The sequence below is a fragment of the Chloroflexota bacterium genome (assembly GCA_016197225.1).
Lineage (GTDB): Bacteria > Chloroflexota > Anaerolineae > Anaerolineales > VGOW01 > VGOW01.
The window spans coordinates 1-16,362 of the sequence record JACPWC010000006.1; the positions used below are offsets into that span (position 1 = coordinate 1).

The window sequence follows — 16,362 nt, forward strand, 5'->3', positions numbered from 1 at the left end:
GCTCGTCGCCAAGCCTGGCCTCGATGGCCACGACCGGGGCGCCAAGGTCATCGCCCGCGCCCTGCGCGACGCTGGGATGGAAGTGATTTACACCGGCCTGCGCCAGACGCCGGAAATGATCGCCGAAGCCGCTTTGCAGGAAGATGTGAACGTGGTCGGCCTTTCCATTTTGTCGGGCGCGCACAATGCGCTCGTGCCGCGAATCATGGAATTGCTCAAGGCCAAAGGCTTGAGCGATGTCAAAGTGTTTCTGGGCGGCATCATCCCTGACGAAGATATCCCCGCTCTCACCGCCCAGGGTGTGACCGGGGTGTTTGGCCCTGGGGCCAACACCCACTCGATCATCAACGCCGTTAAAGAGGCCGTGAAGAAATAACGCCCCGCATGACTCTGCCCGATTCCATCCTCAACGGCGACCGCCGCGCGTTAGCCCGTCTCATCACCCAAATTGAAAACGAACGCCCCGAAGCGCGCGCCGCTCTCGCCGCCCTCCACGCGCACACCGGCCGGGCCTACCTCGTTGGCGTGACCGGGCCGCCCGGCAGCGGCAAGTCCACGCTGGTGACTGAGATGGCTAAAGCTTATCGCCGCCTCGGCCAAACCGTTGCCATCGTGGCCGTTGACCCTACCAGCCCGTTTACCGGCGGCGCGATCTTGGGCGACCGGATTCGGATGCGCGATCTTTCCGGCGACGAAGGCGTCTTCATTCGAAGCATGGCCACCCGCGGCAGTCTGGGCGGGCTGGCCCGCGCCACCGCCGACGTGACCGATGCCCTCGACTCCGCCGGCTTCGATCTCATCCTCATCGAAACCGTCGGCGCCGGGCAATCGGAAGTGGACATTGCCGGGCTGGCTTACACCACGCTCGTCGTCGAAGCGCCCGGCCTGGGCGATGACGTGCAAGCCATCAAGGCCGGCATTCTTGAGATTGCCGACGTGCTGGTGGTGAACAAAGCTGATCAGCCGGGGACGGAAGCGGCGGTGCGCGCCCTGCGCGGCATGTTGACTCTGGCTCATCCCTCGCGGCGGGAATTTTTTCCTCACCACGGTTCTGAGGTGGAAGCCGCCGTCCACGCAGGTGACGGTGAAACCGGCCCCGCGTGGGCGACTCCTATTTGTGAAACTATCGCCCTCGAAGGCAAAGGGATCGAGTCGCTTCTGGAGTCGATCAACAATCACCGCGCCCATCTCAACGCCAGCGGCGAACTGGCTCAGCGAAGACGCGCCCGAATCCGCCGCCACCTGGAAATGTTGGTGCGCGAGCAGTTGTATGCCCGCTTTCTGGATGGCGCGCCCGACAAGCTTGAGGTTGCCATTGAAGCCGTCGTCAACCGGACGCGCGATCCTTATTCAATCGTCGAGGAGCTATTGAAATGATCATCGGTCAGAGAGTCCGTCTGCGGGCCATCGAGCGCGCCGACCTGCCGCGCTTTGTGGCCTGGTTCGCCGACCCGGAAGTGCGCGACGGGCTGGGCCTGCACCTGGGCATGAGCCTGGCCCAGGAAGAGCAATGGTTTGAAGAGACGTTGAAGCGCGACCGCAACGAGCAACCACTTTCCATTGAAGTCGAGTCATCTGAAGGTTGGGTTCACATCGGCTCAGCCGGCTTCCACGAGATTGACTGGCGCAACCGCCACGCCGAGCTTGGCATTGCCATTGGCGACAAACAATTCTGGAACAAGGGTTACGGCACGGACGCCACGCGAACGCTGACCGGCTTTGGCTTCGACGAACTGAATCTGGAGCGCATCTTTCTGCGCGTGTTCGATACCAACCCGCGCGCGATCCGGTGCTACGAAAAAGTGGGTTTCAAGCACGAAGGCCGCCTGAGGCGAGAGCGATTTCACGACGGGCGTTATAATGACACTCTGATCATGGGGATTTTGCGGGACGAGTGGGAGGCGGGCAAGACATGACGGGACGGCTTCACCGGGAAGTTGAATCAATGTATGGCGGCATCCGGCTGATCGGCGGCACTTCGACGCCCGACCTGGCCCAGGAGATCAGCGACTATCTCTACACGCCGCTCGGCGGGCGCGACATCATCGAGTTCCCCAACGAGAATATTTTTGTGCGCCTGCACTCCAGCGCCCGCGGCCAGGACGTGTACGTGATCCAGACCACCAGCTCGCCGGTGAACTACAACCTGATGGAACTGCTCATCGTCCTGCAAACCCTGCGGCTGGACTCGGCGGCCCGCATCACCGCCGTCGTTCCCTACCTGTGCTACTCGCGTTCGGACAAGAAGGATCAGCCGCGCGTGCCTATCACTGCCCGGCTGGTGGCCGACATGATCGAGGCCGCCGGGGCCGACCGTTACATGACGATTGACCTGCACGCCGGCCAGATTCAGGGCTTCTTCTCCATCCCCGGCGACGTGCTCACCGCCTTTCACATGTTGAGCGAATACTTTTTAGCCAAGCGTGAGCAAATGGCCGACCCGGTGATTGTGACCGCCGATCTGGGCTTTGCCAAGAAGGGCCGCAACTTCGCCGCCAAGCTTAACGCTTCGATGGCCTTTATTGAAAAGCGCCGCACCGGCAACGACGCCAACGCCGAAGCCATGACCGTCATCGGCGACGTGAACGGCAAGGACGTGATCATCGTGGACGACGAAGTGGACACGGCCGGCTCGGTGGGCCAGGCGGTAAACATCGTGCGCGATCACGGCGCGCGCGACGTGTATTTGTCCTTTGTTCACCCGGTGCTGTCCGGCCCGGCGGTGGAGCGCCTGCGGAAGCTGGAATTGAAGGAGATCGTCACCACCAACACCATTCCCGTGCCGCAACACAAGAAATTGCCCAACATGACCATTATCTCGGTAGCCAAACTGCTGGGCGAAGTGATCCGCCGCGCTCACGAGGGGAGGAGTGTGGGGGAGATGTTTAATGAATGAAAAAAAGACTTCGGAAGTCTCCTCAGACTTCCGAAGTCTTTTTTAGTTATAGATGCCCTCGTATGGAATTGGGTCACCTGTGCCAATGTCCCAAAACGGATTATAACTGCGTTCTGCAAAGATGTACCAAGCTGTTGCTCCAATATGTAAAGTATTAGGGGAGGTCCATCCATAGCCAGTCACCGCTCCCCCAAGGCAAGCAGATACGATCCCCTTATTGTTATTGTTGGGCACAACAACTTGAACTTTACGCAGAACTTCCAAGAAGTCACTTGCTTTAGCAGTTTCATTTTTCATTTGGAAAGCTATAATCATGTGAGCCGTTCCCTCCCACCAACAACCCCTAGGTCTGTAATTAGGGTCCTTATATCTAGGATCGTCGCTACGCATGAAACTGAATAAGAATCCTGTGCATGTTGGGCAACCAGGGCAGGAACTCACCTCCAAGTTGTTTTCGACCCAAGTGATTCCAGTGCCATATTTGCTTATCTCGCCCAAAGCCATCAGACCCCAAGTCTGTGCGTCTTCGGGGATGGGGCTTCCATTCACAGATCCATTATTTAGTGTACCTGTCCAAAAATGGGCAAGTAATATTGTTGGATTCCACATACTTTGGACAAAGTTCTTGGCGTACATGGCACGTGTTCGCCAATCTGCATTACCCGTAGCTTCATATAACTTCATAAAGGCAACATAAACGTCGATATTGTGTTCTGTGCCTTTCCACTCAAGCTTCTTGTAAGAATTTGTGCCTTCGTCAAAGAAATAGCCGCCAGTATAGCCGTCACATACTCCAGTGTTGCAAGTGTTGTCGTAGATCCACTCGCCCAAACTTTGGGCGGCAGTTAAATAAGTTGTTCCACCTTGAATCTCATAGTAGTCAAGCAGGGCTAACATAGCCCATGCCATGTTTCCAGTGTTCGAGTCGAGGCTTGGTACGATGTAGGGAACAGGAATGCAAGCCTTTCCATCTGGATTCATTAGGTGTGATGCGCAATAGGCATCGCGAAGGCGACCATCATTGAAAACGGGATCATTGTTTTGCGCTTCGATAAAGCTATCCGCTATGACTTTAGCTCTCTCCCAATCCTCAGATGTGCCTCGAGCCATAAAGGCTATCATTGCCAGAGCATTGTCGTATACCCACGCAGTATCGGCATCATTAGTCCCTCTATAACTCTCTAGGAGCCGATTCGTACTGCCATTGCCATAAGCATCCATAACTTCATACAGATGATCATAGGCTAGACCCCCGCCTGGCATGATAAAGTTCCGAATTTCTGACTCGCTATATTGACCTGCTGTATTGTATGCCCTGACCCGCCAATAATAGATCGCTCCTCGAGTCAACGGGGTTTCTACAGTGTAGGTTGAAAAGGGCGTTCTGCCTCCTTGTCTCCGCCCCAAAACAGAACTAAATTGAGGGTTTGTGGAAATTGTGACTTCATAATAGGCAGGTGCAGAGTTGGAGTCGCTCCAATCTAATATTGGCATTGGACCTGTCAGCATTGGTGCACCATTAGTTGGCGAAGTTAACATCGGCACGCTCGGAGGGTTCGGGCTGTCGAAGTGTCCTACTCTTGACCAGGGGCTCGAGCCGCTAGAGTTATTAGCACGGACTCGCCAGAAGATCGTGGCATTGCGCGGCAAGTCGTTTGTTAAGGTGTGTGCTGATGATGCCATGTTCATACTCACTTCGCAAAAGGCAAAGCTCCGCGAAATTGAAACTTGAAGAGTGTAAGACAAAGCTCCAGACACGTTTCCCCAATCAAACAACGGACGTAGTATTGGCGGTGGATATAACTGGTTGGGCGTGATGAGCTGTGGTGTAGAAAGTGCTGGATTTGGTTTATTGATTACAGCACAACTCACTGGCGAGTTTTGACTGTTGGCGAATCTTGAGATTGTTTCTGAAGTGTCAGCTTGAACGGTTGATGGATCAAACCAACCGACACTAGCAATGAGCAAGCTCACGAGTGCAACTGAGCGAAGAAATTTGACCATGCTGTTCCTCCTCGGCTAGAATTGTTATCAGTTTAGCACGGTCATTGCCAGTTTGATCCTTTCAGTTTGACAGGTCTTCATTGGCCACAAAAAAAGAACCGCCCTTCAGTGTTTCGTTGGAGGGCGGTTAGACGCTTTCAGTTTAGCCTCAAGGTACTACAAACGCCCGTCTGGCCGACCACGGCCCAAACTGCAACAGGCCGTCAGCCGAATAGTTCACCGCTCGCACGCGCCAGTAGTAAGCGTTGGATGCAAGCGCCAACTCGACCGTGTACTGCGAAACTGCTGTTCGCCCACCTCGCCCGCGCCCAAGCCAGGTGGCAAAGTTGTCGGTTGAAATTTGCACTTCGTAGTAGGCCGGGGCGGGAGTCAGGTCGTTCCAGTCCAGAGTCGGCGACCCCGTGACGGCGGCGCCGGCGGCAGGCGCAACCATCAGCGGGGCGCTGGTCGGCGGCGTGGCGCTGTCGAAGTGCCGAGTCCGCGACCAGTTGCTGGCGCCGAGCGCCCCGTTGGCTTTCACTCGCCAGAAGATGAGGACGCCACGCGGCAGGTCAACCGTTGGCACGTAAGCCGAAGCGCTGACGTTGAGGTTGACGAGCAAGGTGGCAAAGGTCTGGCTGGTGGAGATTTGAATGGAATACGAGTCTGCGCCGCTGACGTTGTTCCAGTCGAAGACCGGGCGAGTGCTGTTGGCGGCCAGGTTGGCAGGAGCGGGCGACTGGACGATGGTTTTGAAGGTAAAGGTGCTCGACCAGCCGAATGATTGATTCAGGTTGTTGTAAGCGCGAACGCGCCAGTAGTAGGTGACATCGGCGTTGAGCGGTGCGCCGGGCGTGAAGTCGGACGTTGTCAGTGTGGAGTCGTCAATCGTCGGCGACGAGAAGTTGCTGTTGTCGTCCACCTGAAGCTGATAGTGATCCAGGTTGCCGGTCGAGTCATTCCAGTCGAGTGTCGGCGTGTAGTCAGTGGTGGTGGAATTATGGGCCGGGGCAACCAGGGTCGGGATGCCCGGCGCGTTGAAGAGGACGTTGGCCGTGAACAGGCCGCGCCCGTGCGTGGCGGCCACCAGAGTGTCGTTATCCAGCCAGAACAATTCGTCCACCGAAGTGTTGGTGGGGCCGTCGTGCGGCAAGCCCCAGGTCGCGCCGCCGTCTTCACTGGCGAAGATGCCGAGTTCGGTGCCCACGTACAACCAGTCGGGGCTAAACGGCTGAATGACCAGACTGCGCACGGGCAGATCGGGCAAACCGACCGGCGAGTTGCCGCCAGTGATGTCGTTCCAGGTTGAGCCGCCATCGGCGGTGCGCCAGACGTTATCATCACTGAAGCCGCTGAAGGTGACGTAGACTTTGTTGTGGTCGGTCGCGTCAATCGTGATTCGCATGGCAATGCGGTTGGGCAGGCCGGGCGAGTTGGTGTCCACCTGAGTCCAGGTGGGCGAGGCCGCCGTGCCGTTGGCCGTCTTGTAAACGTTGCCGTTGTTGTGGCCGACCCAGATGATGTCTGAGTTGCCGGGAGCGACGGCAATGGCGCTGATGTAACTGCCGGTGGATGATTTGATGGCCGACCACGACGGGCCGACGGTGAATGTGTTGGCCGCCTTGGCGTTGTTCGTCCGCCACAGCGACAGCCCGCCGCCCAGCAGTCGGTTGGCGTTGTTGGGGTCAAGAATGAAAGGCGCGATGAAATTGGCGTCACTGTTGAATGCGTCTTCGATCCGGTAAGGCGGATTCTTCCAGGCCCAGTCAAAACCGTCCCAGTATTGGCCGCTGATGTAGTCCGCCGACGCGCCGCCGTCGCTGCTGCGGTGAATATTCAGATAAACATATTCACCATAAAAGTAGTTGGGATCAACCGGGTCAGCCGCCGACCAGCCGCCATCGCCGCCCTCGGTCGTCCCCCAACTTTGACTGCCCGAGTAGAACAGTGTGCCGTTGTCCTGCGTGCCGCCGATGATGTCACCCGTCGTCGGGTTGCCCGCCGCCCCGTAGAACTGGGTGATGCCCAGGTTGTTGTTCAACTCTGTCCAGCCGGTGGTATCGTCTACGGTGTAAACATTGGCTGTTTTATAGATGCCGCCGTCATTGCCAAAGAACACCGTGGTGTTCGATGTGCCGTTGAAACTTGGGTGTTGGACAATAACGTGATGGTCGGCGTGGGCCGAATAAGGATTGCAGTAGGGCGGGGCGCAATACCAGATGCTGATCTGGCTCAAGGTGGCGCCGCCGTTCGTGCTTCGCCACAGGTCAATGCCGCCGACGATCAGTATGTTGGCGTTCGTCGGATCCACCCACAGGGCATTGTCGTACCAGCCCTGATTGCCAAGATAGCTGTAGCCACTGCTGACTCCGTTATATATTGCGCCGCCGTCAGTGCTCTTCCAGATTTCGCCGCCGTTGCGGTTGACGGAGGCGTATACAATGGAAGGGTTGCTCGGCGCATAAGCAATTTCAACGCGGCCAGGGAAGCCCGACATGCCGGAGAACGTGGCGGCTGACCAGGATGCGCCGCCGTCAATGGAATACCAGGCCTGGCCGCCCGAGCCGCCGGCGACGGCCTTGTTGCTGTTGGAAGGATCGAAGTTTATATCGAACGCCGTTGAAAAAGATGTCAGGCTCCAGTTTGCGCCGTCGTCGGCGCTTCGCCAAATGCCGCTGCCGGTGGCGGCCAGAATCGTGGCCCCGTTCGGCGAGATGGCGAGACGGTTGACGTAGTAGAAGTTGGCGTCGTTGGTATTTGCCAGTTGAGTCCACGTCCCGCCGCCATTGGTCGTTTTGAAGACGCCTGCGCCGCGTATGGCGTCGCCGTTGAAAAAGCCCTCGCCCGTTCCGGCGTAGAGCGTATTCGAGTCGGTCGGGTCAATGATCAGCGCCGAGACGGCCATGTTGGCCATGAAGTCATCCTGAATACTCCACGACACGCCGCCGTCAGTCGTCTTCCAGATGCCGCCGCTCACACTGCCGATCCACATCGTGTTGGGCGTGGTGGGATGAATGACGATGGCCCGGATGCGGCCACCGATGTTGCCCGGCCCGATCCACGTCCACGAGCCGGGCGCGATCCCGGCCTCGGCCGCGCCCACTTCCTGTTCGGCCCGCATCGCGTCCATTTGCGCTTTGGCCGCCAGCAAACCGTCCGGCGGAATAAAACCGTTCTCGTCCTGCAATTGCATATTGCGAAACTCAACGGCCTCGCCCGGATGATCGGGCTTGGGGGTGTTGGCCCGGAAGATGGCCCGGTTGAGCTTGTCTTGTGGCATGGCGCAAATGTTGTCCGGCGTGAGGCCGCGCGCCCGGTGCAGGAGATGCAGAGTCTCCAGCGAGATGCCGCGATAGGCGGCAATTTGGGCTTCGGTCATTGGCTGGCCGTTGCAGGAGAACGTCTCGCCTGCGCCGAATTGCGAGAGGCCAATCATCAAGGCCACCAGCGCCGAAATCAACAGGGCTTGTGGGCGGCTGATCAGTTCAAGGGACGGTTTCTTCACAGGCAACTCCTTTGGCTGGGTCACTTCACTTCAACGGTTAGTTCCAGGCGCTGAGGCATGAGCGGGCAGGGCTGAGGCTGGTTGCAGGTCACAACACTCGTCAGCACGATCAACCCCTGACCGGCGGCAACGGCTTTGAAGCGCCAGCCGGCCTCGGTTGGCGTTGGCGATTCAAACAGGTCGGGGTCAAACTCCACTTGCCATTCAGAAGACGGATCGGGTGACGAGATGACGAAACTCTGGCCCAGTCGAATCGTGATCGGTTGATTGAATTGATCCGGCCTGACGATGACATCCGGCGACGGGGTAGCGGCCACTGAAGTGGGGGGCGGGGGAGGCGGCGTCACCGTTGGCAAAGGGGCGGGCGTGGAGGCCGCCGGTTGGCAGGCGGCGGCCAGCCATCCACTCAAAACGGCGATTAGCAGAGAAAAGTGACGTGGCCGATTCAACTGCATATCCAAAAAAACGAAACGGGCTTGACATTGCCAGGCCCGTTGAAAACGTCAGATAAACAAGTTATCTGCGGCAACCTGGCGATCATAGCTGTGTAGCCGCCTTCGGTTCGGCCACAACTTTAGACCCATAGTTTTGCGCCCCCGGCTTTTGCCGGGTTTGCCTTTCACATTCAATTGGTAAACAAACTGCCCAGACTTTACTGCAAAATTGCGGGCGCTGTCAATCGCCGTTTCGTCTGGGGTGCCGAGACGCGCCCGGCAAAAACTACGGCACGCGGAAGCTCCGACTGCTCGACCAGTTGCTCAAGTGGCCTTCGGCGTTGACGGCGCGGACGCGCCAGTAGTAAGTGCCGGTGGTGAGCGCCGCCTCGACTGTGTACTGCGAAACCGCCGTTCGCCCGCCTCGCCCACGACCGAGCGTGGTGGTGAAGTACGGGTCGGTGGAGAGTTGCACTTCGTAGTGATCCACGTTGGGCGCGGAGTCGCTCCAGTCCAAAGTCGGCTGGCCGCTTGCCACCATCACGTTGTGGGCCGGTGTGAGCAGGGTTGGCACGCCCGGCGGGTTGGGGGTGTCGAAGTGGCGCACGCGTGACCAGGCGCTTGGCCCGTTTGCGCCAAGCGTCCTCACCCGCCAGAACAATAGCGTTCCCTTTGGCAAATCAGCCGTTGGCACGTAAGCCGAAGACGAGACGTTCATGTTCAGCACCAGCGCGGCAAAGTTCTGGTTGACGGCAACTTGCAGGTTGTACGAGGATGCGCCGCTGACATTACCCCAATCGAAGAGCGGGCGCAGGCTGATGGCCTGTTGAACGTTGCCGGGAGACGACAATAGCGGCGGCGCAAGCGCCGTGCGAAAGGCGCGGGCCGCCGACCAGGCGCTGGACTGCCCTGAGTTGCCGAAGACTCGGACGCGCCAGTAATAGCGCGTATTTGGATTCAAGGGCGCCGCAGGAATGAAGTGAGAAGAGGCAATGGTTTGATTCGCTGCCGGACTAACAAAGGCGTTGTCAACGGCGATCTGTATTTGATAGCGATCCGGAGCCGGGACCGAGTCGCTCCAATCGAAGGTGGGCGTGTACTGAGTCAACAAAGCGCCCTCTGCCGGGGAAATAAGGGATGGGACGGGGAGGGGGTCGTTGTCTAAAATAGTGATTGTGGCCGGGTTGAGCGATCCCAGCGAGGCATTGGCCGGCGCGCTGAGCGTGACGATGAACGTTTCGTTGCCCTCGTAAACCGAGTCATCTTTAATTGGCACTGTGAAGCTCTGGCGGGTCTCGTTGGGAAGAAAGGTGAGCGTGCCTTTGGTTGGCAGGTAATCCGCCCCAATTTTTGCCGTGCCGTTGCTGGCGTCGTAGTTCACGCGGATGGTTTGGCCGGGGGCCTCGGACAAAACGGCGGTGACAGTGAGATCGCCCGCGCCTTCGTCAACGCTGTAAGCTGGACTGTCAAATTGCGCGTTGACGCCGATCAAGAACTCATTGTTGGCCGCGTTCCAATGAGTGGCCAGGTAACTGTTCGCCGGCGGATTGGTGTTGAAGTAGTCATCGTGGTTGCAGTCGGCGATCCGGTCGTGGCTCGAATTTTGGCAGATGATTTGCATGGATGGAAAAAAAGGCTCGTCCGAATAACACATCAGGTCGTACTCATCCACACAGTGGCCGCCGCCGCTGGTGTGGGGGGCCGAAAGTTGCACCCCACCCAGGTTGTGCATCAACTCGTGGGCCGCTATTCCGCCTCCCCAGCATCCAACGTAAGTGGCCGCATAATCGGGGCCATTGTTGTTCAGGTTGGCGGCGCCGGGTTGCTCGTCCAGGTCCATAGTGGCCCAGCCGCAAAGGATATTCGAGTCGACGAAAATCATATACTTCCGATCAGCTCTGTTGTAGCCTAGAGCTTGAAGCTCGTTGACAGTGTTGGCAAAGGTGTCATCGCCTGCCGGGGAAAGTTGAACGTTTGGAATGATCAGGTTGCAGTTCGCATCGTGAACAAACCGGATGCGCCTGACGCCGCCCGTCTCTGCCGCGCTGTTCTGATAGATAGCGTCTGCTTCTGCCGCCCACTGATGGAAAGAAGAGAGATAGGTGTTGTAACGGTCGGGGCGATCCGAAGCGCGAACGTACATCACCTGGGTGCGTTTGCCGCTGACGCCCTCGCCTTCACACTGAATGCTCGCCGCGCTGACAAGATCGGCGATGGGCGACATGCTGACCGCAATGTCCACGCCGGGCGGGGCCGGATCAGGTCCATGCGTGCAATAATTTGTCCCTGCGATTTGGAAGGCTCCGGCGCAAGGCCCGTCGGTGGCCCATTCCAGACCGTCATGGATGACGTTGTGTTGTGGCTGGTTGGTGGGAAGGGGCGTTGCGCTTTGCGCTTGGGCCACAACCGTCTGGCGTCCGCCTAAATTTGAGAGAAGCAAATATAGCGTTATGGCCGCAACCAGAAACCTGGCGGGTTGTTGATAATGATGCGAGTTGTGCATGGTTTTACTGCTTCGGATTTTATACTCCTTTTGAGCAGTTGAAAACAAAACCGCCCTCCTGCGAAATATAAGAGGGCGGTGCTGGTGTTGGCTCAGGCCGCAAACTTATGGCACCCGGAAGCTCCGACTGCTCGACCAGTTGCTGAACTGCCCCTGGGCGTTGACGGCTCGCACGCGCCAGTGGTAAGTGCCGGATGGCAAGGCCACTTCGGGCGTGTACATCGAAGCAGAAGTTCTGCCGCCTCGCCCACGACCGAGCACGGTGGCGAATGTCTCGCTCGTGGAGAGTTGTACTTCGTAGTGATCCGCGCCGGGCGACGAGTCGCTCCAGTCCAGAGTCGGCTGTGTTGACGTGGCGGCATTGTTGGCGGGTGAGAGCAGGGTGGGCACGCCTGGCGGGCTGGGGGTGTCGAAGTGGCGAACGCGGGACCAGGCGCTCGGCCCGTTCGGGCCGTTGGCTCGGACGCGCCAGAAGAGAGTTGCGCCTTTCGGTAAGTCGCTAGCTGGCACATGAGCCGACGGTGTAACGTTGAGGTTTAGCGCCAACGTATTGAAATTCTGATCTGTAGAGACTTGAATACTGTATGACGTAGTGCCAGTTGTGGGTGTCCAGTCAAAGACGGGCCGCAGAAGTGGTGTAGTACCGAAATTGCTTGTGGGGAATGACTCTGGCGGTAGCATTGCAGCGTGGAACAATCGAGCAGGTGACCATGCCCCAAACTGACCAACACTGTTGACGGACCGAGCACGCCAGTAATAGGCGGTGTCGGGATTAATAGGATCGTTCAGTGTATAACTTGAATCAGCAACCGTTTCGTCTCGTACCATTGAAAGGAAAGCACTGTCTGTGGCAATTTGTATCTGGTAATGATCAGGTGGCGGAGTCACATCATTCCAATCAAGAGTGGGCGTGTAGATTGTGACAACGCCATTATGAGCAGGCAAAGCAAGGCTTGGAACCTTGAGAGGAATGCTGAAGTCTACAACCGCAATTGATTCATCGTGGATTGTTATTCTAGCTGGATTGGGCGAACCAGATGCGTCGCCATTCCAGCCTGCAAACGCGTAGCCTGTGTCTGCGGCGGCAGTCAGAGCAACGGTAGTGCCTGCGGCATACTGTGAGCCACTATTGCAATTCGGGGGCGGGTTAGCTGTAATCGTGCCGCCGATCGGCGGGTTTGCGGCCAGAGCTAGCGTGTAACAATGAGCGGCAAAGTTTTGGAAGTTGTAAGCCGCCGTCGTCCACAGATTCTGGGCTTGCCAGATGGTAGGAACACCTGCATTTTGTTGATCGGCAATGGTTAAATTGGTCAACTTGTAAGGGCCATTCTTGCCGCTTTGTCCGATTTCGTCGCCGCTAAAAGGTAGAGTTATAAAGCTGTTCCCAAGGGGCAAAGTAGTAGAGGTAACGCTGTGCGCTACCACAGTTGTGCCAGAGACCAGATCCGCCGACAGCAAATAACTACCTGCTTGAAGCGCATTAAGGCCAACGCCTACATCCAGCCTTTCATATTTATCGTTGCCATCAGCATTAACAGGGCTGTCCGAATACGAGCCGACCAATTGCACAGTTTGCGGCGCAACGGCGATCAGGCTATCCACTTGCCGGGCATAAGCAGTGCCGGCATCACTCCCTTCAGCGATAACGCTGAGGCCAAGATAGCCAGGAATATTGGGGATGGTATATGCGCCCTTATAAACGCCATTGCCCTGGCCACTTAAGGTGATTGTGTCGGCGAAGACACCCGGACGGAAAATTTTGGCGGTTGCGGTAGCGCCGTTGAGGCCTAAATTACCGTTTTTTAAAGTAGCTGTGATGGTGGCGGTTTCTCCAACTGAGTACACTAGCTTGTCTACGGTTACATCTAAGACACGAGGTGATACTACTAAGGAACTAATAGCATAATCTGTTCCGCTTGTTCCAACATCTCCGCTGGCAATCTTTAGAATATAAATGCCAGGACTGCTTGCGTTGATATTATATGTAGCAAATAGTTGCGAAGGGCCAATAGTGTTTTCCATATACTGAACTTCGTTTGGATGAGCGGCGACGTAAACCGGATCAATAATTGTGCCTGAGGGGCTTTCCAGGGTGAAATTGATATTACCGGCGTCCCAAACTAGAGTGAATTCGCTATGCTCATTACTGTCAACGGGTGCAAGGCGAGTTACTAATTGCCCACTTGATATATGACCTGAGATGACAGGAATCTGAGATTTGGGATTAGACGTAGCTTGGGCCTCTGCTAATCCTGAGGTAACTACTGGGCAATTCCCATTTTTCTTTCCTAATATTTGCTGTATGCATTTGTAGGTGTCTGTTAATGTGGAATTGTCCCGTAAAGACTGATTGAAATAGCTTGGGAACCAGTCGCGAAGTCCAACAACTACTGTGTAACATTTATCAGTAAGTGGAATGCAAATATTCTTTTCGCCTACTTCTGCACTTGAATGACTCGCTCTTATTTTGTGCGTCATTACATTTGATCCCTTCTGTATAGCAGGGATTGGCGGTAGAATGCCCATATAGAGGTTGCCTATGGCGCTTTGGGCACCAACTGCGCCATCATGAGGTCCTTCTGTCAGGTAAAGGCCAATAGTTTCTATCGGGTTAGAATTCCCAGCGATGAAATTGTATTGAACGAAAAGATCGCGAAATTTGTAAGTGTCATTAAATTCAAAAATTGAAAAAATCCCGAATTCACAGGCTGCATCCTGCTTGGTTCCTGCGGTACAGTAAAACTCCCCAAATGGAGTTCCAGCATGCGGTGCACCTAGAGTGATCAATCGAGAAACGACGAAAGGATCTCTTGGGTAAAGTTCAAAGCTTTCAATGTAAGCTCGGCTTACCAGGCCCCCCATGCTGTGAGCAATCAAAGTAAACTCATCAACTCCAAAATTGTTGTGAATAAATGTTAGTTGGTTCTGTAAGCATACTGCGTTTATGCTAATAAAAGGTGTCCAGTTGTGTCCAGTTGATACATGGGCAATCCAGACATCGTATCCATCTGCACGGAGAAAATCGGGAAATGCTCCAAAGTCGTTTCTGATAGTGCCGTACTGATTATCTGATGGCCAATTTTGATCTCCTAGGTTGTTGTCCGTAACTCTGTATGGTTCGTAGTAAGTGCCGTCACCTCGTAGACAGCGATCATAATTGTCGGGGCTTATCTTTAAGTGACCATGCCACCCATGCACTAACACTACAACGGGTCTAAGCACAGTAAAGTTCTGCTCTCCTTGATCTGGCGGTACGTTAATCGTAAGCGACGGGTCCGAAAAGGAAAGACCTTCCTTATTCGGCGTAATTGTGTACGTGCCTGCCGGCAGACCCTTGAAAGCATAGTAACCGTTACTATCTGTAATGGCAGTATGCCTATGACCGTCTGTGAGGATGACTCCAGAAAGGTGAGGGTTATTAGGATCCGTTACACGACCAGAGATAGAATAGGTTTCGATTGATCCCAGCGCATTAATAATCGCCTCTGCAACATCATCGCCTGTGCTACCAGTATTCTGCGTGCTGCCTCCAGTGATAGATGCTAAATAATCAACTTCCGGGATCACGCCTGCGCCACCGGGCACTAGCCCAATAACGATTGCCTGATTTTCCAAGAGGTCGTTAACTACTGTATTGACATTAGGTCCCGGATAGCCGAACGTGTCTATAGGGTCATGGAATGGAGCATCTGTAGCTAACAAGATGATGCGTAGGACTCCTGCTCTGAAACTAAGTTGTTGACCAATTGGGGTGTCACCAGAGTCCAGGCAATCTCCATCGCCATTGCTATCGATGCAAGGATGGGATGGCGTCATAAGGTAATGCAAAGCCGCGTACTGGCTTTCTGGCCAATCTGAGCCGCCACCAGCAGTAAGAGCATTTACTCCTGAAACAAATGCAGTTCGAGAATTGGTTAAGTTGGCTCGTCGTCGGTACACCCAGTCATCAGGCCCTCCCCAAAAATAAGGGTAATATCCGTAGTCTCGAAAGCCAGCTACTCCCATTCTGAACCCGGCAATACCAATGTCAACAACACTGTCCCATATTTGAGGAGCGAGCCTCTTAAGGGTATCAACATCATCCCACATACTACCGGTTTCGTCTTGCAATAGAGCAATCTCAAGAGGGACTGTAAGGGCGACGGGAGCAAACTCAGTCGTGACTTGCAGTAAGCCCCCACCCGGAGTACCAAAATCAGCTATTTCAATGTAATAGCTTTTGTTGGCCAGCACAGCGAATTCAATTTGAGACTGGAGTGTTCCGGAAAAGTCATCATTGCATGCTTTGCTCTTGAGAGCGCCACGTATGCCGCTGAAGGCAGCCGCGACTGTGTCATAGTTGCTTCCAAAGGTGTTGACGCGAATATGGCCTGGAACGGGAGCCAAAATCCGATACCAAACTGTATTAGAGTTTTTTCCATAACCGCAACCCATAATTGGGTCATCAGAGGCAACTGTTGCACCTGTGGTGTCGAGTAGAAATGCAGATGGAAAATCTGAGATAACAATGGCCGAGTTGAAGTTGTCGTTTGGTGGAATAGCCAATGCGCCAACTTCTGGTGTAGGCCGATTCTCAAGTTCGGCTTTGTCGGGGGCCAGGGTTGGGGTAGCCGTAGGCTCAGATGGGGTGGGTGTCGCTTGAGGGTCGTCCGTTGGCTGGATATCTATTGGATTGGTTGCAATATCAGTGCTAGTAGCCTGATCTTCGGCCTGAGCCGCTGGCGCATTGTTAAGCCCAAAACTGGATAACATAAGGCTAAATAACACAATCAGCGAAAATACTTTGCCAAATTGTTGATAGTATGAGCGATTCATGTGCGTCCCTCCGACGATGGGCTGCTAGTTTTCGGTTACGGAAGAAAGGAAATTCCCCGAATACTTTATACTCCTTTTTGCCAGCCCGTGTAAATAGACGAATGCCTGACTTTCATAGGCAAATGTACTGAATTGTCACGAGACAAGTGTTCATTACAACGGATTCGTGGAATTGAACGGACCCGATCCGTTAAATTCGCCGCATCCGTTGTTCTCCCTCCTCCTC

9 protein-coding genes and 1 riboswitch are annotated in these 16,362 nt (G+C 55.3%); of the genes, 4 read left to right on the top strand and 5 right to left on the bottom strand.

The genetic code is table 11. The features are described 5' to 3' along the window. From HYZ49_00775 to HYZ49_00790, 4 genes are all read left to right on the top strand, one after another. Window positions 1-376 (top strand): cobalamin B12-binding domain-containing protein (locus HYZ49_00775; GenBank protein ID MBI3240815.1); only part of this gene is annotated, 376 nt, incomplete at its 5' end. A gap of 8 nt (window positions 377-384) precedes the next feature. Beyond that, the gene (gene meaB / locus HYZ49_00780; GenBank protein MBI3240816.1) at window positions 385-1,377 is read left to right on the top strand and encodes a methylmalonyl Co-A mutase-associated GTPase MeaB; all 993 of its coding nucleotides are present in this window, start codon (window positions 385-387) and stop codon (window positions 1,375-1,377) included. Beyond that, a complete protein-coding gene (locus HYZ49_00785) occupies window positions 1,374-1,916 on the top strand; it encodes a GNAT family N-acetyltransferase (GenBank protein ID MBI3240817.1) in 543 nt (180 codons plus the stop codon). The genes meaB and HYZ49_00785 overlap by 4 nt, the downstream gene beginning before the upstream one ends. Before the next feature lie 29 nt (window positions 1,917-1,945). Beyond that, the gene (locus tag HYZ49_00790) at window positions 1,946-2,896 is read left to right on the top strand and encodes a ribose-phosphate diphosphokinase (GenBank protein MBI3240818.1); all 951 of its coding nucleotides are present in this window, start codon (window positions 1,946-1,948) and stop codon (window positions 2,894-2,896) included. 42 nt (window positions 2,897-2,938) lie between these two features. On the opposite strand, the gene HYZ49_00795 is transcribed toward HYZ49_00790, so the two are convergent. The 5 genes from HYZ49_00795 to HYZ49_00815 form a co-directional block, all read right to left on the bottom strand. Continuing rightward, window positions 2,939-4,900, bottom strand: a complete 1,962-nt coding sequence (locus HYZ49_00795; GenBank protein MBI3240819.1) for a hypothetical protein — start codon at window positions 4,898-4,900, stop codon at window positions 2,939-2,941. Window positions 4,901-5,048: 148 nt separating this feature from the next. Then, window positions 5,049-8,384, bottom strand: a complete 3,336-nt coding sequence (locus HYZ49_00800; protein ID MBI3240820.1) for a hypothetical protein — start codon at window positions 8,382-8,384, stop codon at window positions 5,049-5,051. Window positions 8,385-8,404: 20 nt separating this feature from the next. Further along, the gene (locus HYZ49_00805) at window positions 8,405-8,833 is read right to left on the bottom strand and encodes a hypothetical protein (protein ID MBI3240821.1); all 429 of its coding nucleotides are present in this window, start codon (window positions 8,831-8,833) and stop codon (window positions 8,405-8,407) included. A 72-nt stretch (window positions 8,834-8,905) separates the two neighbouring features. Continuing rightward, window positions 8,906-9,011, bottom strand: a riboswitch (cyclic di-GMP riboswitch). Window positions 9,012-9,104: 93 nt separating this feature from the next. Beyond that, complete coding sequence (locus tag HYZ49_00810; GenBank protein MBI3240822.1) at window positions 9,105-11,321, bottom strand: hypothetical protein; 2,217 nt, start codon at window positions 11,319-11,321, stop codon at window positions 9,105-9,107. Window positions 11,322-11,426: 105 nt separating this feature from the next. Then, complete coding sequence (locus HYZ49_00815; protein ID MBI3240823.1) at window positions 11,427-16,136, bottom strand: carboxypeptidase regulatory-like domain-containing protein; 4,710 nt, start codon at window positions 16,134-16,136, stop codon at window positions 11,427-11,429. Window positions 16,137-16,362 lie beyond the last annotated feature (226 nt).